Annotated in this window: 21 protein-coding genes and 1 rRNA gene; 16 read left to right on the forward strand and 6 right to left on the reverse strand. The window is 39.4% G+C overall.

The window, feature by feature from the left end:
* Positions 1 to 101: ribosomal RNA gene (rrf, locus tag ACFSKL_RS01475) — 5S ribosomal RNA — on the forward strand; the annotation flags it as partial.
* Here the strand turns inward: rrf and ACFSKL_RS01480 are convergent.
* On the reverse strand, positions 101 to 313 hold the full coding sequence (locus ACFSKL_RS01480) for a hypothetical protein (RefSeq protein ID WP_376882788.1): 213 nt from the start codon (positions 311 to 313) through the stop codon (positions 101 to 103). The genes rrf and ACFSKL_RS01480 overlap by 1 nt on opposite strands.
* A 143-nt stretch (positions 314 to 456) precedes the next feature.
* Here ACFSKL_RS01480 and ACFSKL_RS01485 point away from each other — a divergent pair, with 143 nt between their 5' ends.
* Genes ACFSKL_RS01485 through ACFSKL_RS01505 form a run of 5 tightly spaced genes read left to right on the forward strand, consistent with a single transcriptional unit; the run spans position 457 to position 4,681 of the window.
* Positions 457 to 1,695, forward strand: coding sequence for a dihydroorotase (locus tag ACFSKL_RS01485; protein WP_376882790.1), 1,239 nt, complete (start codon positions 457 to 459; stop codon positions 1,693 to 1,695).
* A complete protein-coding gene (locus ACFSKL_RS01490; RefSeq protein WP_376882792.1) occupies positions 1,696 to 2,208 on the forward strand; it encodes a DUF4199 domain-containing protein in 513 nt (170 codons plus the stop codon). It begins immediately after the preceding gene.
* A gap of 8 nt (positions 2,209 to 2,216) precedes the next feature.
* A complete protein-coding gene (locus tag ACFSKL_RS01495; RefSeq protein ID WP_376882795.1) occupies positions 2,217 to 2,738 on the forward strand; it encodes a DUF4199 domain-containing protein in 522 nt (173 codons plus the stop codon).
* Between the two features lie 9 nt (positions 2,739 to 2,747).
* Complete coding sequence (locus ACFSKL_RS01500) at positions 2,748 to 3,710, forward strand: glycosyltransferase family 2 protein (RefSeq protein ID WP_376882798.1); 963 nt, start codon at positions 2,748 to 2,750, stop codon at positions 3,708 to 3,710.
* A complete protein-coding gene (locus tag ACFSKL_RS01505) occupies positions 3,710 to 4,681 on the forward strand; it encodes a glycosyltransferase family 2 protein (RefSeq protein WP_376882800.1) in 972 nt (323 codons plus the stop codon). Before ACFSKL_RS01500 ends, ACFSKL_RS01505 begins: the two co-directional genes overlap by 1 nt.
* Position 4,682: 1 nt before the next feature.
* Here the strand turns inward: ACFSKL_RS01505 and ACFSKL_RS01510 are convergent, their stop codons facing one another.
* The gene (locus ACFSKL_RS01510; protein WP_376882802.1) at positions 4,683 to 5,444 is read right to left on the reverse strand and encodes a class I SAM-dependent methyltransferase; all 762 of its coding nucleotides are present in this window, start codon (positions 5,442 to 5,444) and stop codon (positions 4,683 to 4,685) included.
* Between the two features lie 212 nt (positions 5,445 to 5,656).
* Between ACFSKL_RS01510 and ACFSKL_RS01515 the strand changes: the two genes are divergently transcribed.
* The 3 genes from ACFSKL_RS01515 to ACFSKL_RS01525 are packed head-to-tail and all read left to right on the forward strand — an operon-like array spanning position 5,657 to position 9,808.
* A complete protein-coding gene (locus tag ACFSKL_RS01515) occupies positions 5,657 to 7,003 on the forward strand; it encodes an efflux RND transporter periplasmic adaptor subunit (RefSeq protein ID WP_376882804.1) in 1,347 nt (448 codons plus the stop codon).
* Positions 7,000 to 8,328 carry an ABC transporter permease gene (locus ACFSKL_RS01520; protein ID WP_376882806.1) on the forward strand — a complete coding sequence of 443 codons (1,329 nt, stop codon included), beginning with the start codon at positions 7,000 to 7,002 and terminating at the stop codon, positions 8,326 to 8,328. The genes ACFSKL_RS01515 and ACFSKL_RS01520 overlap by 4 nt, the downstream gene beginning before the upstream one ends.
* Positions 8,321 to 9,808 (forward strand): TolC family protein, encoded by a 1,488-nt coding sequence (locus ACFSKL_RS01525; RefSeq protein WP_376882808.1) that lies wholly within the window; start codon positions 8,321 to 8,323, stop codon positions 9,806 to 9,808. Before ACFSKL_RS01520 ends, ACFSKL_RS01525 begins: the two co-directional genes overlap by 8 nt.
* 34 nt (positions 9,809 to 9,842) lie before the next feature.
* On the opposite strand, the gene ACFSKL_RS01530 is transcribed toward ACFSKL_RS01525, so the two are convergent.
* The 4 genes from ACFSKL_RS01530 to fabG form a co-directional block, all read right to left on the reverse strand.
* A complete protein-coding gene (locus ACFSKL_RS01530) occupies positions 9,843 to 10,013 on the reverse strand; it encodes a type II toxin-antitoxin system antitoxin (RefSeq protein ID WP_376883067.1) in 171 nt (56 codons plus the stop codon).
* A 57-nt stretch (positions 10,014 to 10,070) separates the two neighbouring features.
* Positions 10,071 to 10,919, reverse strand: coding sequence for an SPFH domain-containing protein (locus tag ACFSKL_RS01535; protein WP_376882811.1), 849 nt, complete (start codon positions 10,917 to 10,919; stop codon positions 10,071 to 10,073).
* A gap of 179 nt (positions 10,920 to 11,098) precedes the next feature.
* Positions 11,099 to 12,406 carry a peptidoglycan DD-metalloendopeptidase family protein gene (locus ACFSKL_RS01540; RefSeq protein ID WP_376882814.1) on the reverse strand — a complete coding sequence of 436 codons (1,308 nt, stop codon included), beginning with the start codon at positions 12,404 to 12,406 and terminating at the stop codon, positions 11,099 to 11,101.
* A 177-nt stretch (positions 12,407 to 12,583) separates the two neighbouring features.
* Positions 12,584 to 13,330, reverse strand: coding sequence for a 3-oxoacyl-[acyl-carrier-protein] reductase (gene fabG / locus ACFSKL_RS01545; protein WP_376882816.1), 747 nt, complete (start codon positions 13,328 to 13,330; stop codon positions 12,584 to 12,586).
* Positions 13,331 to 13,620: 290 nt separating this feature from the next.
* Here fabG and ACFSKL_RS01550 point away from each other — a divergent pair, with 290 nt between their 5' ends.
* From ACFSKL_RS01550 to ACFSKL_RS01580, 7 genes are all read left to right on the forward strand, one after another.
* Complete coding sequence (locus tag ACFSKL_RS01550; RefSeq protein ID WP_376882818.1) at positions 13,621 to 14,016, forward strand: GxxExxY protein; 396 nt, start codon at positions 13,621 to 13,623, stop codon at positions 14,014 to 14,016.
* Positions 14,017 to 14,270: 254 nt separating this feature from the next.
* The gene (gene lpdA, locus ACFSKL_RS01555) at positions 14,271 to 15,671 is read left to right on the forward strand and encodes a dihydrolipoyl dehydrogenase (protein ID WP_376882821.1); all 1,401 of its coding nucleotides are present in this window, start codon (positions 14,271 to 14,273) and stop codon (positions 15,669 to 15,671) included.
* A gap of 97 nt (positions 15,672 to 15,768) precedes the next feature.
* The gene (locus ACFSKL_RS01560; protein ID WP_376882823.1) at positions 15,769 to 16,302 is read left to right on the forward strand and encodes an RNA polymerase sigma factor; all 534 of its coding nucleotides are present in this window, start codon (positions 15,769 to 15,771) and stop codon (positions 16,300 to 16,302) included.
* A complete protein-coding gene (locus ACFSKL_RS01565) occupies positions 16,302 to 17,120 on the forward strand; it encodes an anti-sigma factor domain-containing protein (RefSeq protein ID WP_376882825.1) in 819 nt (272 codons plus the stop codon). The genes ACFSKL_RS01560 and ACFSKL_RS01565 overlap by 1 nt, the downstream gene beginning before the upstream one ends.
* Positions 17,121 to 17,550: 430 nt before the next feature.
* Complete coding sequence (locus ACFSKL_RS01570) at positions 17,551 to 18,657, forward strand: hypothetical protein (RefSeq protein ID WP_376882828.1); 1,107 nt, start codon at positions 17,551 to 17,553, stop codon at positions 18,655 to 18,657.
* A gap of 100 nt (positions 18,658 to 18,757) precedes the next feature.
* The gene (locus tag ACFSKL_RS01575; RefSeq protein ID WP_376882831.1) at positions 18,758 to 19,204 is read left to right on the forward strand and encodes a DUF2721 domain-containing protein; all 447 of its coding nucleotides are present in this window, start codon (positions 18,758 to 18,760) and stop codon (positions 19,202 to 19,204) included.
* Complete coding sequence (locus tag ACFSKL_RS01580) at positions 19,194 to 20,153, forward strand: glycerophosphodiester phosphodiesterase family protein (protein WP_376882834.1); 960 nt, start codon at positions 19,194 to 19,196, stop codon at positions 20,151 to 20,153. Before ACFSKL_RS01575 ends, ACFSKL_RS01580 begins: the two co-directional genes overlap by 11 nt.
* The last annotated feature ends 259 nt before the right edge of the window (positions 20,154 to 20,412 follow it).

Consider the following 20,412-nt stretch of genomic DNA (forward strand, 5'->3'; position numbering starts at 1 on the left):
AGCGCAGGGGTCCCACCTCTTCCCATCCCGAACAGAGAAGTTAAGCCCTGCCGCGCCGATGGTACTGGGGTTACACCCGGGAGAGTAGGTCGCCGCCACATTATACCAAAGCCAGTCCCGATAGCATTCGCGACTGGCTTTTTTGCGTTTGGGCTTTTTGGGACATAGAATCCAAAATCTGCCCCGATGGAAAGCCCGTCTTGGCTGGCCGATTGGAATCAAATGGACCAAGATCTATGGAGGGGATCTCTACAATATTCCAATCTTGTAATTTTTCAATCTCCACAAAAACACCAACCTTAGATTGGTTCAACCTTGTAACCTTCCAACTTTGTAACTTTTCAACTTTGAAACCCCAACCCCTGCAACATTAAAACTTGTTTAGCAACAAATCTTCCAACCTTCAATTTCCTTTTTAGGGAATAAAGTTGCAGTTTTGCACAAACAATTTTCTTCATGGCAATTTTATTGAAATCACTCCAGTTTATTGATTCTGAAAAAATATATCCAGCTCAAGATTATATAATTGAAAATGGTGAAATTGTATCATCAAGACCTGATAATTTAGCTATTAAGGAGGAGATTGACTGCACTGGACTGTATGCTTCCAAAGGATGGGTTGATTTGAGGTGTATGATGGGCGAGCCAGGCCTGGAATATAAGGAGACAATAGAAAGTTTGGGTGAAGTTTTGGCTATAAGTGGATTTTCCAAAGCAGTCATAATGCCCAATACTGTACCGGCCATCCAATCAAAAAATGACATTCAGTTCATAAAAGCAAAAGCATCAAATCTTTTTACTGAGTTGATTATCCAGGCTGCTGCGACTAGGGATAACAAGGGGGAAGATTTTACTGAAATTCTTGATATCAACAATGAAGGAGTGTTTGTGTTCGGGGATGGTATCAATCCTTTGTCGAATCCAGACCGGTTAATGAAGATCTTGCAATACCTTCAAAAATTCAATGGAGTATTGTTTGATCATTCCTATGACCCTTTGTTGGCTCTATTTGGACAGATCCATGAAGGTGAGGTTTCTACCATGGTCGGCATGAAAGGGATCCCAAATATATCCGAAGAGATTGCTATCCATAGAAATATCGAGATCCTAAAGTATACAGGTGGAAAGCTTCATTTTCAGACTATCAGTTCCGGGAATTCTGTAGCCCTCATTCGAGAGGCCAAAAAATCTGGACTGAAAGTGACGGCAGATGTTTCTATCTATCAATTGATTTTCAATGACAGTGATCTTTCAGGTTTTGATTCAAACCTGAAAGTGATACCACCTTTTAGGAGCGAGGAAGACAGGAAGGCGATTGTTGAAGGATTGAAGGATGGAACGATTGATGCCATTGTGTCAAATCACCAGCCACAGGATTTTGATTCCAAGCATATGGAGTTTGACTTAGCTTCTTTTGGAATGATCGGTTTACAGACTTTTTTACCGGCATTGGTTTCTTTGTCAGAAGAATTGTCTTGGCCTCTATTGATCCAAAAAATCACGTCCGGACCTGCTGCTGTTTTGGATTTGGCAAATTCTGCTGACAATAGTTTGACGATCTTCGACCCAAGTGAATCTTGGACTTTTAACCACAAAACAAATCTGTCACTATCCAATAACACGCCATGGTTTGGGAAGGACTTGGTAGGGAAAGTGAAATATGTAATCAACGGATCCAAATTTATCAAATTCTAAATGAACAACAGAATCCAAGCATCTTATAAATTCGGGTTGATAGGAGGTGTGTTTTGTGTACTTGCGTTTGTGCTTTTCAAACTCATGGGCATCGATCCAACGAAAATGAGCATGTTGTTTGGGTACTTTTTGATTCCCATATTCTTGTTTATCGGAATTAGGTTTTACCGGAATCAAGTCAATGGAGGACTTTTGAGTTTTTCTGATGGAATGTCAGTCGGGTTTTTGATTTATTCTATGATCGCAGCTGTCTCCGGGTTGGGTATTTGGGTAATCTTGCTATTGTCTCCAAGCCTATTCGAAGAAGTAAAGGTCAGCAAGCTGGAAATGCTGATCGAAAATAAAGAATTGATAGTGGAGCAACTCGGAATAGAATCGTTTGACATTACCTATGAAAATCTACTTGAAATGTCTGCTTTTGACATAGGATCCAATGATTTTATTTGGAAAATTATACCAGGACTCTTTTTTACAATAATAATTTCCATAATTTTAAGAAGAAATTTTAAATAACTACAAACATGGAAGAAAAAATTACTTTAGGAGACTCTGTTAAGAAATGGGGTTTAATGTATGGATTGATTGGTTTAATAGTAGCTATCCTATCTGCTATTTTCGATTTAAGCACAATGGGTACTGCAGGGTCAGTTATTGCCAGTTTGATAAATATAGCCATTGCATTTACTATCTATTTTTTGGCCACAAAAGAATATAGGGATTCAAATGATGGGCTCTTGTCTTTTGGACAAGGTTTTAAGATTGTCGCATTGGTAGGTTTGCTTGGTGGCGTGATCAGGGCAGTGGGCACCTACATTTATATCAAATTTATCGATACCACATTTATGGATCGAGTATTGGAAGCTCAGATTGAGGCACAAGAAAAAATGGGAGCAACTTATGATCCTGATGCTCTTCCTGAATTCATGAAATTTTTTCAGACAGAGGAATTTATGGGAATAGCGTCATTTATAGGTGCTGTTTTTGGATTCCTGATTTTAGGTCTAATAGCTGTTGCAATCAATAAACGAACAGAAGATTACTAAGAAATCAAAATGATTCAAATTTCCGTGATAGTGCCTGTTTTCAATGAACAGGATTCTTTACCAGAATTGAACAATTGGATTAGCCGGGTCATGCATGATCACGGCTTTTCTTATGAAATCATTTTTATCAATGATGGGAGTACAGATGATTCATGGGACATCATTTCAAAATTATCGGAGTTGAATCCAAATGTCAAAGCCGTGAATTTTACCCGTAATTATGGTAAATCAGCTGCTTTGGATATGGGGTTCAGTAAGGCCAAAGGTGAAGTAGTGATCACGATGGATGCGGATTTGCAAGATAGCCCAGATGAAATACCAGGGTTGTATGATATGGTTACGATTGATGGCTATGATATCGTGTCAGGTTGGAAAAAGAAGCGTTTTGACCCTATTTCAAAGACCATTCCCTCTAAATTTTTCAATGGTGTCACCAGATGGATTTCTGGTATCAAATTACACGATTTCAATTGTGGTCTGAAAGCTTACAAACAAAAAGTGGTGAAAAATATCCATATCTATGGTGAGATGCATAGATATATCCCTTTGATAGCTAAGTGGAATGGATTTGCCAAGATTGGTGAAAGGGTGGTGGAACACCGGGCAAGGAAATACGGAGAAACCAAATTTGGTATTGAGAGATTCTTGAACGGTTTTTTGGACTTGATATCTGTTTCTTTTGTAAATAGGTACAAAAAGAAGCCAATGCATTTCTTTGGATTGCTGGGGACGATTTCATTTTCTTCTGGTTTTTTGATCACGATTTGGCTTATTTTCCAAAAAGTCTATGGCCTGTATTTGGGAACGAAGGTGCGAGAGATTACAGAGCAACCTTTGTTTTTCTTGGCTTTGGTAGCATTGATCGTAGGGGTGCAACTATTTTTGACTGGTTTCTTGGCAGAAATGATGACATCCAACAATTCCAAGAAGGCTGATTACAATATCAGTGGACAAATTAACATGAATGATTGATGTTCTTTTCAGTCATCATACCCGTTTACAATAGACCAGATGAAATCGAAGAACTTCTTCAAAGTCTGGTATTGCAAGAAGATAGGGGCTTTGAAGTTGTCATTGTTGAAGATGGTTCAGAAAAGACCTGTAAGCACCTGATTCCTGTTTTTCAACAACAACTGGATATTCATTACTTCTTTATTCCAAATGTTGGACAGGGGTTTGCACGGAATTATGGAATGAGAAATTCCAAAGGCGATTTTCTGGTCATGTTTGATTCAGATTGTATTATCCCTCCGAATTATTTTTCCTCGCTGAAATCTGCAATTGTAACCAGAAACCTAGATGCCTTTGGTGGTCCAGATGCCGCTGATTCGGGATTTTCGGTTGTCCAAAAAGCAATGAATTACAGTATGACATCCAAGCTCACCACAGGTGGTATAAGAGGGAAGCTTAAGAATCTAGGCAAGTACCAAGCCAGAGGATACAATATGGGGCTTTCAAGAGAGGCATTTGAGAAATCTGAAGGCTTTATAGATCCAAATAAAGGCGAGGATATTGAGTTGAGTATCCGGTTGAAAAAGCTAGGGATGAAGCTGGAACTGGTCGAAGAGGCATATGTCATCCACAGAAGGAAAAATACACTTTGGGGTTTTTTCAAACAAAGTTATTCGTTTGGACAGAATAGGGTCAATGTGAGCAGGTATCACCCCGAAGCTATCAAATTGGTGCATGTATTGCCTGCTGTTTTTTTGCTCTTTGTATTAGCATTGGCAATAGCTGTGTTTGTTTTGCAAAGTGACAGTATAATTTTGATCGGTGGGGTTTTTACTTTAGCTATTTGGAAAGTTGCCGTATTCTTGGACTCCACCCTTGTCAATAAATCGATAATAATCGGATTGGTTTCTGTAGTCACATCCTTCGGGCAACTGTCTGCTTATGGCTTGGGCTTGATTGTCGAAAGTCTTAGGAAATTGTTGAAAGGATAGTTCAACCTTTTTGGCAAAAGTAAATTATCTCATTTTCAGGAAGCCCGTGTTCTTTGATTTTCTCTTGGGACAAAGTTTTTACAAACAGGTTCTCTTGAACATTAAGCCCAGATGCGCTCAACCTGACAGCATAGTCCTTGCCGTATTTTCTAACATGGTCACGTTGCCCAAACATCCTTTCCCTTTCGGCAGGATCTGTGATGTTTGTATCTTCCAAAGTGGTTTCATGGTCATACACCGGCGATTGAATGATCCCCCATCCATTTTTTTTCAAGACCCGATTGATCTCTGAGCATGCTAAGGTATCATCATCTACATGTTCCATTACATGGTTGCAAAAGACTACATCAAAAGATTCGTTTTCAAATGGGATTTGATGGACATCAAGCTTTACTTTGGCAAGTGGTGATTCTATATCGCCAGTAATATACTCTAAATTGGAGAGAGCATCCATTCGGTCTATAAAGCAAAGCTCCGGGGCGATATGGAGGACTCTCAATTGATCTTTGAAGAAATTGGTTTTTTCTTGTAGAAACAGCCACATCAAGCGGTGCCTCTCTAGTGCCAAGCAATTGGGGCAAAGGGCATTTTCCCTTGCTTTTCTTCCATAGGGAAGGAATTTTCTGAAAGTGTGACCACAGACATTGCAAGAAACTTGATCCCCTCTATAAAATACAGCTAAAATCCTCAAAAAAATATGGGAAACAAGCTGTAGGTATTTTCTGGGGATGTATCTGATTACAAAACTGATGATAGACTTCATGGATTTCTGTTACTTTGGAAGTAATGAAATTAGCAATAAATTTCTAATTGATTTGCAATTTAAGCAATGTTCGAGCAAAAGTATTGAAGTCATTGTAATCATTGGTATAATTGACTGATTTTATGTTAGTGGTAATATTTTATTATTGTTGGGGGAACTAAGGGAATTCAATACACTAAATTTGTAAAATAAATAAACGCCAAAATAATATAATGAAAAACAAGAAAGTATATATAATACTTGCCATAGTTTTTGTAGTGCTGATTTTTGTCTGGAGATTTTTTTCGGTAAAGACAGGTGAGGGTTTCGAGATCATGGCCGTTGCCAAGAAAGGTGACTTTAGGGTAGAGATAACCAGTTCAGGTGAGTTGGAAGCGTTGAATTCAGTGGAAGTGTTGGGACCGGTTGAAGCCAGAAGATTTCGTGTCAACAATATGACAATCGAAAGCATGGTAGATGAAGGGACAGTGGTATCAAAAGGGGATGTCATCGCCGAACTGGATAAATCGGAACTTTTTGGAAGGATAGAAGACCGCAGATTGGATCTCGAGCAGAGCAAAGCCCAATATGAACAAATTCAATTGGATACCTCACTGGTATTGAGACAAGAAAGGGATAATATTACAAATCTGGAATATATAGTTGAAGAGCGGAAATTGGTGGTTGAACAGTCCCAATTTGAGCCACCGGCTATAGTCAAGCAAAATGAGTACAATGTAGAAAAGGCCCAAAGGGATTTGGAGCAGGCAAAGGACAGATATCGGGTGAAGATCCTCCAAGAAAGAGCAAGAATGGTAGAAGTGGCCGCAAGAGTAAGGGAATATGAAAATGAACTTGTGCAGATGCAGGAAGTTCTTGAGAAATTCACAGTTCGGGCTCCCCAGAATGGGATGGTTATATACCAATCGGGAAGGGGGATGAAGATTAAGGAAGGTTCTCAGATAAGTGCATGGAATCCTATCGTAGCTACATTGCCTGACCTCAGCAGGATGCAAAGTGTTACCTATATCAATGAAGTAGACATTAGGAAAATTAAAAATGGGCAGAAAGTCGAAATCGGGCTGGACGCTTTTCCGGATAAAAAGCTTACAGGTACGGTAAAAAAAGTTGCGAATATTGGACAACAAAGGCCTAACTCTGATGCGAAGGTGTTTGAAGTAGTAATAGTAGTCAATGAAAGCGATCCTTCACTGAGACCGGCTATGACGACCAGTAATATGATTATAGTAGACAAGGTCGGAGATGTTTTATATGTGCCATTGGAGGCAATCAATGTCCATAATGACAGTATCAATTATGTTTTTTTGAAGAATGGCACGAAGCAAGAAGTACTTTTGGGGATGTCCAATTTGAATGACATCATCATCGAGAAGGGGTTGAACGAAGGGGAGAGGGTCTATTTATCCACGCCTGATTTTGCAAAAAATGCCCCAGTAAAATTAATGGCAGAATTGAATGGGAAAAGGATGGAGATTTTCAATGAAGCTGCGGGTATAGAGGAAGAAGAAGAGAAGGAGGAGGCTCCCAGGGGAAATAGAAGAAGGGGGAGAGCACAGTGAAAAGACCAGTGATCGACGAGAGGTTACTCGCTAATTTTTCCATTGCATTGGAAGCTGTCATCGCAAACAGGTTGAGGTCCTTTTTGACAGCTTTGGGGATCATATTCGGTGTTGCTGCGGTGATTGCCATGTTGGCTATTGGCAACGGGGCACAACAGGAGATACTGGAACAGATCAAACTTGTGGGGGTCAACAATATAGTGATACAGCCTATTGTTGAGCAATTTGAAGAAAATATCAGTGAAGACTCTGATTTGGGAAAGGAAAGGAAGAAGTTTTCGCCTGGGCTTAGGCTGATAGATGTCCAGTCTATCAAAAAGAGCATTCCAGGTATAGCAAGGATAAGCCCTGAGGTAGTATTGGAAACCAATATTGTGTATGGCGGTATTCGAAGGTCTGCTAAGCTGGTGGGGATCACTCCGGCATATTTTGAAGTGCTGGATTTCAAACTGGATGAGGGAAGGTTGTTCAGTGAGGCCAACGAAATCAAAGGTGATCCAGTGTGCATCATTGGAAAGGGGGTACAGCGCAAATTTTTCCCGAAGGAAAACCCCATAGGACGAAAGATTAAAAGTGGAAGCCAATGGTTGGAAATAATTGGGATTATGGAGGAACGGCTTGTCTCCGAACAGAGTATTTCAAAACTTGGAATAAGGGATTTCAATATGGATGTTTACATCCCTGTACAAAGTATGCTTGTAAGGTTCAAAAACCGCGATTTGGTCACTGGTTATGATCTAGAGTCCAATGAGGCAAGCCAGAAAAACCCAAATTATCACCAAATAGACAAACTGGTGGTGCAGGTAGGGGAAAGTGAAGCGTTGAATCCCACCGCTGAGGTTATTTCAAAACTTTTGGCAAGAAGCCATAATGGAGTAGTGGATTTTGAAATCACCATTCCTGAGCTCCTTTTGAAACAACAGCAAAGGACCCAAAACATATTTAATATTGTACTTGGGGCTATAGCAGGTATATCATTGCTGGTAGGGGGGATAGGCATCATGAATATCATGTTGGCATCTGTTATGGAAAGAATAAAAGAAATTGGCCTAAGGCTTTCGTTAGGTGCGAAAAAATCCGATATTGTTAACCAATTCCTTTTTGAGTCTATTATGATCAGTGTATCTGGAGGTATTATAGGAGTGATATTGGGGGTGATATTGGCCTATACGGTTTCTGTCTTTGGTGATTTTCCAACGGTTGTCTCCTTTGCTTCCATTTTGCTTTCCTTCGGCGTAGCTGCTACAGTAGGCTTGATATTTGGGATTGCGCCTGCCCAAAAAGCAGCAAGTCAGGATCCAATAACTTCTTTAAGATATGAATAGAAAATTAATTCTTTGTGCCATTTTCGTAGGGGTATTCCTATCATCAAACAATTTGGCGTATTCTCAACAACAACTAGAATATACACTAGATCAAATAGTGGAAAGAGCCAAAAGTCAATCTCCTGCAGCATTGAGAGCAGAAACACAAAAAGAAAATAGGTTCTGGCAGTATAGGCTTTTTAAATCTAATTATAACCCTCAACTGAGGCTTGGTGGTACGATACCTGGTTTTACACAAGCATTCAGCAATGTAGAACAGCCAGATGGAACTTATGTGCCTCGTGAGATTAGACAAAACTTTATGGATCTTGAGGTTGGTGTGCAGCAGGAGATAGCGGCAACAGGTGGTACAATTTCCATAAATTCTTCTACAAATAGATTCGATAACTTTATAGCCCCTACAGGTACACCCCAGACACAATGGACAGGCGTGCCTGTAAATGTTAGGCTTAGTCAGCCTATCTTTAACTTCAATAGGTTAAAATGGGATAAAAAAATAGAGCCATTGAGATATGAGGAGAGTAAAAGGGAATTTGTAGAAGAAATGGAAGGGATAAGTAGGTTCGTTTCTTCTTTGTTTTTTGATTATCTAGATGCTCAGATTAATCTTGAGATTGCAACGAAGAATTTAAAGAATTTTGAAGATATTTATAAAATAGAGCAGGGAAGATATAATATAGGGACTACTTATGAAGATAAGTTACTCCAGGTCCGACTTCAAGTATTGCAGGCTCAGCAACAACTAGCGCAAGCAAAATTGGATATGGAAGATCGGTCTTTAAGGTTGAAGTCATACGTAGGGCTCAATGAAGCTACCGATTTGGTGTTGGTTGCCCCAAGGGAGATACCTTCATTCGAGGTGCCTGTTGATGAGGCTTTGGAAAGGGCTTACCAGAATAGGGCAGAAGCTTTAGGTTTTGATAGGAGAAGGATAGAGGCAGATTCGGAAGTGGCGAGAGCGCGTGGTCAGCGGTTTGATATGTCAATCAATGCTTCATATGGACTTAATAATGCAGCTTTGGAATGGAGGGATATTTACACAGACCCAAACAGGCAAACTTTAGTCAATCTGGGATTTTATATCCCAGTATTGGATTGGGGGAGAAACAAAGCTAGAATGGGTCAAGCTCATGCTTCCAAAAAACTGGTTGATTATACGATAGATCAAGAGATTATTAACTTTGAGCAGGAGATTTTCACAAAAGTGAAGAATTTCCAAATGCTCAAGGACAGAATGGAAATCACCAAACTTTCGGATGAAGTAGCTGACAAAAGATATGAGATATCACTTCAGAGATATCAAAACGGAAATGTGACCATCACTGATCTGAATATTGCCCAACAGGAAAAGGATAGCAATAAAAGAGCTTTTATCCAATCATTAAGGGATTATTGGACCGCTTATTATGAGATGAGGGCATTGACTCTATATGATTTTGAGAATAAAAAGCTATTATATCTCCCCAAAGAAGTTGATTGATTATATTATGTGTTCTAAAAAAAGACCAAGATTCTCAAGATTCTTGGTCTTTTTGTTTTTGTAATCTCTTTGCTTTTTTCAGAGCTTCATAGATTATCCATTCTATCTGACCATTCGTACTACGAAACTCATCCTCAGCCCATTTTTCAACAGCTTTCATGAGTTTTTCGTCAATACGCAATGCAAATGGTTTTTTACTTGGCATTTCCTTTTTCATTTATGAACCCATCCCTTCTTGGTCATTTGTCCAAGATTTCATTTCTTATTGGTTTAATGTACCTACGTTCAATACTGGACTTGCAGAGCGGTCTGAACATAGGACCACCATCAAGTTGCTAACCATGGCGGCTTTTCTTTCTTCTTCAAATTCGATAATGCCCTTGATTTTCAAATCTTCCAAAGCCATTTCTACCATTCCAACTGCTCCATCTACAATCTTTCTTCTTGCGGCGACAATGGCTGTAGCTTGCTGTCTTTGAAGCATAGCGGATGCAATCTCAGATGCATAAGCCAAATGGGAAATCCTTGCTTCAATCACCTTGATGCCTGCATGGTGTAGGCGTTCTGAAATCTCTGCTTCCAAAGAATGATTGACATCTTCTACACCAGAACGTAAAGTGATTTCGGCATTTTCAGCTTCAAAATCATCATAGGGGTATTTCCCCGCCATCTTTCTTACCGCTGCATCCGATTGGAGGTGAATGAAATTTTCGTAATCCTCAACTTCAAAAGTAGCCTTAAAAGTATCTTCTACCTGCCAAACGACAATTGTTCCGACCATTACTGGATTACCGATTTTATCATTTACTTTCAATGGCTTGTTTTCAAAATTCCTTACCCGAAGTGAGATTTTGTTTTTGGTCATAAATGGGTTTACCCAAAAGAAGCCATTGGCTTTTACCGTGCCTTTGTATGCACCGAAAAGGATCAAGACCATTGCCTTGTTGGGCTGGAGTGTGAAAAATCCCGGAAGGATAAAGATAAATCCTACAATTGTGAGTATGCCTGGGATTTTTGATCCATTGACGATAAAGAATGCTGTGGCAGGAATCAGTGCTATCGCCACCAAAACCATTAAATAGCCAGAGAGGGGTTTGATTATTTTTTCCATATTGTAATGATATTAAATTGATATCATTACAATATACTTGTTTTTCTAGAATAGGTTGTGTGTTTTGCGATATTATTTTAAAACTATCGAATATCTGGTTTTACTTTTTATACCGATTTCGGGTATATTTTATTCGATCATAAGACTAATTAAATTAAGGGGAATACAGAGGGCTTAAATCAATCCAAAGCCCAATAAAAAGCCCCTGATTCTGATTTCAGCATTCTATGGGAGCCAAATTCACCGACTACTTCTGCTTCCTTGCCGATCAGGTTGGATGGAAAGGAATTCCCATCCAAAAAACCTTCTTTGAGTGTTATGGCATTGTCCAAGGCTATTGTTGCCAAAGAGGTCAAATCCGGACTGATCAAATTTTGATGCAAATACCCATTCATTCCATCAGGCAATCTTACTCTGAACCAGTCTGATGTTTTCGCCAATGCAATGACTACTGTGTTGGTAGGAAGTTGTGAAATAGCTGAAGACTGAGTGCTTGGCTCTTGTCTTAGGTTTGCTTTTGGGACAATGATTTTGTGGAGCGTCCCCAAGTTTATGCTGTCTCCCATATTTGGTTCAGGCAGTTGTTTGGCCTTTGCCAAAAAAGGAAAGGGATCGACAGCGCCTCTTCCCGGTTTATAAATGCCAAAATGCAAATGTGGGGGTGTTGTAACTGCATTCCCTGTATTTCCAACCAATCCAAGCGTGTCTCCGGGCTTGATTTTTTGTCCTATACTGACCAACTGGCTGTCGAGGTGTGCAAAATAATATGAATAACCACCAGAAGAAAGGCTGACTGTTTTTCCTCCCAACCTATTGCTGCCAACCCTAGAAATCCTTCCTTCTGCCACTGCGACCACAGGAGTACCTTTGGGAGCAAAAACATCAATACCTTCATGTTTTCTTGCTCCGCCATCCCTAGCTACTCCAAAGAAACTGCCTATGGATTGGTGGTTTTTTCCTTCTATAGGAAAGGTCAGGGAGGCATTATAGGTGACGGCTATTTGAATGATTCCCCCGTGAAATAGTTCTGGCTGAATCCTAACGCCATTTACACCTGAGTTTGAGACTTGGTAAGTCAGCGAAGTCCCTTCTTTTGCGAAATGGATGTTTTTAAGGTTTTCTTCCTTTCTTTCAAAAACATCGATAAACACTTTTCCGCTTTGTTGGGAAACTTGCTCTACAATTATTTCAATTTCCTGACCTTCTGTTACGCTATATTCCAAGAAAATAGCCTGTGGTATTGCGTTCTCAAATCGGGTAACTTCCTGGTAAGGCAAGGAAATGGAGGATGGGTTTGAAAGTGCATTTTCACCCGCCTCAATCCAGTCTTTTCCCAACGCATACCCTTCCATTCCTGCTTTCTTTAAGCTGTTTTCATAGTCCTTGTATGGGCTTGAGGAGCCTAGAAGCTTGTCTATTTTGGTGCCATTACAAGAGAATAGAAGGGTAGGGAGAAGTAGTAGTTGTAATAATGATCTGGCTTTCATACTTTATTTATGATCAATAACCATGCTTACAATTTTCAAAGTAATGACCGCAACTTTACTAAAATCAAAATCCCTACCCAATAATGTTGAGCAGGGATTCTGTTTTTACCTATAAATTTCAAGGTGAGATAACTACTTAGACTTTGTACATTATACATCGTACTTTGTACACTCAAATTACGTCAACATCGCTCCATCCACCTGCAGCACTTGACCTGAGATGTAAGAACTCATGTCTGATCCCAAGAAAACACATGCATTTGCTACTTCCTCAGGTTGACCGCCACGTCGCATAGGAATGGCATCTCTCCAGCCTTGGACGGTTTTTTCATCTAACACAGCCGTCATCTCTGTTTCTATGAAACCTGGAGCTACAGCATTGCAACGGATATTTCTAGATCCCAATTCCAAAGCTACAGATTTGGTGAAACCTACTATTCCAGATTTGGAAGCAGCGTAATTGGCTTGGCCCGCATTTCCTTTGATACCGACCACCGATGTGATATTGATGATAGAACCTGATTTGGCCTTCATCATGGTACGTGTTGCAGCTTTGACGGTATTGAAGCAGGATTTAAGGTTTACATTGATCACTTCGTCCCATGCATCTTCAGTCATTCTCATGAGCAGGTTGTCCCTAGTGATGCCTGCATTGTTGATCAGGATATCCAATGCGCCAAATTCAGTGATGACAGCATTTACCAGTTCCTCAGCAGCAGCAAAGTTGGAAGCATCGGACTTGAACCCTTTGGCTTTGACGCCGAAGGCAGCCAATTCATTTTCCAAAGCTTGGCCTTTTTCCACACTTGACAAATATGTGAAAGCCACGTTTGCACCTTCCTGTGCATATCTGATGGCAATGGCTCTACCTATACCTTTTGATGCTCCCGTGATCAGAGCTGTTTTCCCGCTTAATAATCCCATGGTTTAAATTTTAAAGTTAAATTGAAAGTTTAAAATTAAGAAAAAAATATGTTGGAGAGGGAAGTTAGCTCGCAAAGATTGCGGAGGAGCAGAGAAACGCATAAAAGAATTTTAAATAGTTGAGATATTGTTTGTAGTAATTAGATAATCGTCAACGGTCAAGAAGTTTGATAGAACAGTTGTTGGGAGTATTTTAAGGGGCTACTGATTTTTGATAAATTCAATTTTGTCTTGAATTTAAAGTTTACTAACTTGAGAAGTAAATTAGTTTTTTGTTTCAATAATTTTTTATGACAGAGAATCAGATTTCAAGGATTGTTATTGGTAAGGCGATTTATATTCACAGGAAGCTTGGACCAGGATTACTAGAAAGTGCTTATGAAAGGATTTTAGCACACGAACTTCAAAAGGAAGGTGTAGAAGTCCAAATGCAGGTTTTGTTGCCAGTTGAATGGGATGGCTTAGAGATTGGTAAAGCTTATCGAATTGATCTGATGATAGAAAAAAAAGTGATTGTTGAATTGAAATGTGTTGAAGAAGTATCTAAAGTTCACTTTTCTCAATTACTGACATACTTGAAACTTTCTGATTTTAAACTAGGGCTAATAATCAACTTCAAAACCAACTTATTAAAAAATGGAATTCACAGGGTTGTCAATGGATTGAAAGATGATTACGATTGGTGATTGAATTATAATGTAAACTTCTTAAAATGACAAAGTTTGTTTTTGAAGATATTTGTATTGCGGGCATTTTTGGATGGATTGGTATTTGGTTGTTCTATTTTCTTGAATTTTTGAAATTATAATTGATTCTTTGTAGTCTTTGCACCTTTTCGCACCTTTGCGAGATCCCCTTCATTTGACTCCCACATAATTTTTTTCTCTCCACAAAAAGCTTATTTTTGCGTAGCTTATTTGAAAAATAAAACATTAAAAATATGTCTTCAACGAAATATGATGTGATTGTAGTGGGGTCTGGACCTGGAGGGTATGTGGCGGCGATCCGTGCATCCCAATTGGGTCTAAAAACCGCAGTGGTAGAAGCTGCCGAATTGGGTGGTATTTGCTTGAACTGGGGTTGTATTCCTACCAAAGCATTGATTAAAAGTGCTCAAGTATTTGAATATATCAACCATGCAGAGGATTATGGCATCAAGGTGAAAGATGCAGAAGTAGATTTCAATGCCATGATCAAAAGAAGCAGAGATGTAGCAGGTGGGATGTCAAAAGGGATTCAATTTTTGTTCAAAAAGAACAAAATCGACCAACTGCTGGGCTGGGGGAAAGTTCAGCCAGGCAAAAAAGTGGAAGTTGAAGATAAGGATGGCAAGAAGACAGTCTATGCAGCTGAGCATATCATCATTGCTACAGGCGGCAGAGCTAGGGAGCTTCCTGCATTGAAGATCGACAATGAAAAGATCATCGGGTACAGAAAAGCCATGAGCTTGGGCTCAAAGCCTTCCAAAATGGTCGTAGTCGGTTCTGGGGCAATCGGAGTTGAATTCGCTTACGTTTACAGCTCGATTGGAGTAGAAGTGACGATCGTAGAGTTCATGGATAGGATTGTTCCGAATGAAGACGAAGAAGTATCCAAAGCATTGGAAAAAATCTACAAAAAGGCAGGCGTCAAAATCATGACCAGCACAGAAGTGACTGCTGTAGATACCAAAGGAAAAGGCTGTAAAGTAACTGTGAAAGATAAAAAAGGGGCGGAATCTACAATTGAGTGTGATGTAGTCCTTTCGGCCGTCGGTGTGGTATCCAATGTTGAGAATATTGGTTTGGAAGATGTTGGGATTTTGGTGGAAAAAGGCAAGATCAAAACAGACGAGTATTACAAAACAAATATGCCGGGATATTATGCAATCGGTGATGTAGTGGCTGGTCCAGCATTGGCTCACGTTGCATCTGCCGAGGGGATTATTTGTGTTGAAAAAATTGCCGGACATCACCCAGAAGCATTGGATTACAACAATATCCCAGGATGTACTTATTGTATTCCGGAAATTTCATCTGTAGGATATACCGAGGCTCAGGCGAAGGAAGCAGGCTATGAATTGAAAGTTGGCAAATTCCCATTCTCTGCATCTGGAAAAGCATCAGCCGCCGGAGCAAAAGATGGTTTTGTCAAATTGATATTCGATGCCAAATATGGGGAGTTGCTTGGGGCGCACATGATAGGTGCCAATGTGACCGAAATGATCGCAGAGATAGTCGCAGTCCGTAAGCTGGAGACTACCGGAATGGACTTGATCAAGACAGTCCATCCCCATCCAACCATGTCAGAAGCAGTGATGGAAGCTGCTGCTGCTGCATATGGAGAAGTGATTCATTTGTAATTTCTAAGAATATATTATAATATTATAGGCACAAGACGAGTATATTGTCTTGTGCTTTCTTTTTAAGACAAAATGAAAACAATATAAAAGGCATCTTTTGGAAGAAGAACAGTTGATTAAAGGACTTAGGGCGCAAGACCGCAAGACGGTGGAGTATCTATATGATAAATACTCAAGAGCACTCTTCGCTGTCATTTCCAGGATTATCATTGATAAAGACATTGCGGAAGAGGTATTCCATGATGCTTTTATCAAAATAACCCGGAAAATCGATGGCTATGATGAATCTAAGGGAAGGCTTTACACTTGGATGGCAAACATCTGTCGGAATTCTGCGATAGACAAAACCAGGTCTAAAGAATTTTCAAAGAGCAGTAAGACCAATACGATAGATGATTTCGTATATGGAATTGAAAGCGAATCGGGTACTTTGGAGCTTGTGGATGGGATTGGGGTCAAAGAGCTCTTGACCGCCCTCAATGAGGAACAAAGGTTTGTGGTTGAATGTATTTACTTTAAAGGTTATACACACTCCGAGGTATCGGAAGAATATGATATTCCTTTGGGTACGGTCAAATCACGTATTCGAGCCGCTGTAAATGTGTTAAAAAAGAACTTAGAGAAAATTTAGTGGATATACAAGCATATATATCGTCTGGGAAACTCGAACTCTTTGTATTGGGAGATTTGAGTGTGAGGGAGCAGGAAGAGGTCATGAAAATGGCCGAACAATATCCTGAGATCAAGAAAGAACTTGAGCAGATAGAGGAGGCCATGTTTGCTTTTGACAACGTGGTAGGACATGCTCCATCTGATTCTGTGAAAGAAAAGGTTTTGGATACCTGGGAAAAAGAAGTAAAAGCGACTTCTAAGCCTCAGGGAAAGCCAAAGGAAGAAACAAAAGTAATTGCGATGCAGCCATGGAAGACCTATGCAGCAGCAGCATCGATTATAGCCGTAGTAGCTTCGGTGTTTGCAATTTACTTTGCGACGCGTTATTATGATGTAGACCAAAAGTTCACTACTTTGGTGGAAGAACGGGCTGTACTAGCCGAGGAATTGGATCAGTACAAGGTGAATTTTGAGCAAACTGACGCACAGTTGGAGACACTCTTGGCAGGGAACTTTGAAAGGGTTCCCATGAAAGGGGATGGTTTTGAAATGCAGAAGGATGCTCAGGTAGATGTATGGTGGGATAAAGCTGCTGAGAGTGTATTTATCTCTGTCAATACGCTCAATGAACTGGACGAAAACTCTGACTACCAACTTTGGGCAATCGGCGACGATGGTCCTGTAGGGATTGGTTTGGTCAATGCAGACAAGAAATTCAGCCTGCAACAAATGCAAGCAGTAGCTGCAGCAGGAGCCTTTGCCATCACCATAGAACCAAAGGGAGGCAGCGAAAGCCCAACCTTGGAGAAATTGGTGGTGTTGGGACCTGTGGCTTAAAAATAAACTTGAAACAAAAAGGCCCGACTGTGAAGTCGGGCCTTTTTGTTTCAAGTTATTGATGATGAGTGTTTTTTGGATAAAAACTAATGAAAAGCTTGACAACTATTGTTTTTTTTCTATAATTGTTTAGATCAATTTTACCGGTATCTTTTTGATTGGGTTTCACGATCCTGCCCGCGTTTTGCAATGGGTCTTTAATTTATTTACGTTATGAAAAATTTGTTTTATAGCCTAGGATTGACCTTTTTTCTGTTAGGTTTTTCTCTATTATCCACAGTTCAAATTAATGCTCAATCAGTCGATTGTGACTGGGTTGCAGATAGTAGTGGTTGTGATGTTTATGATTGTGGGAGTTGTATTATGTGGGCATGCGGTTCTAGTGGAGGTATGCTGATTTGTGGCGAAGAAGAGCAACATTAATTTAAAAATGATACAGCGCTGTATTTTCTATTTTGTTTTAATAGCTATACTTGCTTGGGCTTGTAACTATGATAAAGAGGATAAAGTAGAATATTTGAAATTTAAGTTGAGTGTTGATACATCGACCGAATTAAAAGAAGATTTTGGATTCTTTCAAAAAATAGATAAAGTCAATCTAGTCTCAGATTCAATTATTGTTGCATTTAGTGGGTTTTCTGGTTTGTCAATTTATAATGTATTTACTGGAGAACAGCTTGATTATGTTGATCCAAGAAGTAATCCAAAAAGAGCTCTTTTTTTTTCATCATTTGATGCGGATAATTTATCCAATATTTATTTGCTAGAGGCAAGACAAAACAAAGTTTATGTATATAATTATTTTGAGAGAAGATTTGTAAAAGAGATTCCACTAAATATTGAGTCAGGGACCTCTATTCGAATTTTAGGAGGAAAGTTTAAAAGTTACAAAGGGAAGTATTATGTAGAACTCAATCCTGTAGGAACTCCAATGCTAGATCCTAATTATTACAAAAATTCGGGTAAATTTATAGGTGTATTTGACTCTGACGGTTCTCTTGAGAGAAGAATAGTTGATTATCCAAAGGAATTGACGAATCCCATTGGGTATTTTGTGCCTGCTAACTATTATTCTTTAGATTTTCATAATGATAAAATGTATATATGTTTTCCATTTGAGAAATCAATCAGGGTTTATGACCTCGATTCAAAGTGGGAGAGTTTTCAATCTATTCCCATTCCAAGACTTGATTACATGGAATTGGATTTGATCTTTATTCCAAATAAATTTCTTCCAAGTGAAATACCTGCCCAAGACCGTCAGATTTCAGCAAAAGTCAGCAACTTAATTGTTGATGAAAGCTATTTGCATGTATCTTTTGCTATAAACGATAATAAGAATAATGATCGCTATAGAGAATATTCATCAGTGTTTAAACTTGATTTAACTGAAATGAAGTGGTATGTTCAAAGTGAGCCAATTGATTATTATGATGTTGGAGCATTTGCAGGTGTGTCTGGCGGAAAGTTGGTTTATTTAGATGCTGCAGTGGTGACCAAAGATGAGAAATACATCAATTTGGCGGTTATGGAATGAATATCTATAACCATTTGAAAGAAGAAAACCGAAGGAATCCCCTTCGGTTTTCTTTTTTAACGGATATTCCCCAACTTGGACTTTCAAATTTCTAAGACTTATGGAACTCCAACTTTCAACCCCGGCACTTTTGTTTTCGGCCATCACATTGATGATGCTGGCATTTACGAATCGGTTTTTGGCCATTGCAAGCCTGATTCGGGGGCTTCATAAAAAATATCTCGAAAACCCTGATGAAAACATTATCATTGAGCAAATTCACAATCTCAAAAGAAGATTGGGCATGATCAAATATATGCAGCTTTGTGGTGTGCTCAGCTTTCTGCTTTGTGTAGTCTGTATGTATTTGATATTTATCGATGCACAGCCGGCTGCCAATTATGTGTTTATTGGAAGCATGTTGGCTTTGTTGATTTCACTGGGAATTTCCTTGGTGGAAATATTGATTTCGACGAAGGCACTCAACCTGGAATTGCAGGACATGGAGACTTTGCTTCAAAATAGATCCAGTGGATTTTGGTTTAAAAAAGATAAAAATGATGAATAAGGTGTATCGATTGTTTTTGGTTCTGGTTTCAGGGCTGTTTTTGTTTTCCTGTAACCCTTCAAGCCAAAGTAGTTCAGATACAGAAAGCAAAACAGAACCCCAAAGTGCTTTTAACATTAGCATTGACTCTTTTGAGGATGCCAAGTTATTTTACACATGGTCAGAAGATAGGATTCCCATGGTCTCTGCCCATCGTGGAGGACCTTATCCGGGTTTCCCAGAGAATTCATTGGAAGCATTTCAGAATGTCCTTTCCCATACGCCTGCCATTATCGAACTGGATGTAGCGATCACCAAGGATAAGGTTTTGGTACTGATGCACGACAACACCTTGGATAGGACTACCACAGGCAAAGGAAATGTCAGTGATTTGACTTATGAGGAAATAAAGGAGCTGAACCTTCTGGATATGGATGGGAATGAGACCGCATTCAAAGTCCCAACTTTTGGGGAAGTATTGGATTGGTCTCGCGGGAAAGTGCTGCTCACGGTAGATGTCAAAAGGGAAGTGCCATTTGAAATGATCATTGAGGCTATCAAAAAGCATCAGGCAGAACCGTATGCTGCAGTGATTTCTTATAGTGTGGAGGCTGCCAAAAAACTCCATAGACTCCACCCAGATTTGATGCTTTCTGTCACCATCAGAAATGAAGAAGAGTTACAGAGGTTTGAAGCGTCAGGAATACCGGTTGATCGTTGGATTGCATTCACAGGCACATCCGAGAGATCAAAGGAATTCAATGAGCTGCTTCATGAAAAAGGTGTGTTCACAATACTTGGGGTAATTGGTAACCTAGATAAAAGTGCCATAGCCAAAGGTGATCAGATTTATGCAGAATTCATCCAAAAAGGTGCTGATATCCTAGCTACAGATAGACCTATTGAAGCAGCAAAAGCAATTGGGCATTTGATCCCTTCGGAAAGTTCGAAATTTAGATATTTCAAATAGGCAAGACATATTGGGGGGATACAATTGAAATAGGGTCGAAATACAATTGAAATTAGATAGAAATATGCTTTGTGAAATATTGTAGAAATAAGGCTTCGCCGAAATAGAGTAGAAATATTCCAACCTTGTTTCAAATAACTTTTTTCTATTTTATTTCACCGAGTATATTCCAACAATATTTCACCAAACATGTCTTCCACAAGAAAGAGGCATATTTCGCGAAGTTTATATCAACCATATTTCCACCAAAATATTATAA

This window comes from Belliella marina (assembly GCF_042682445.1).
GTDB lineage: Bacteria > Bacteroidota > Bacteroidia > Cytophagales > Cyclobacteriaceae > Belliella > Belliella marina.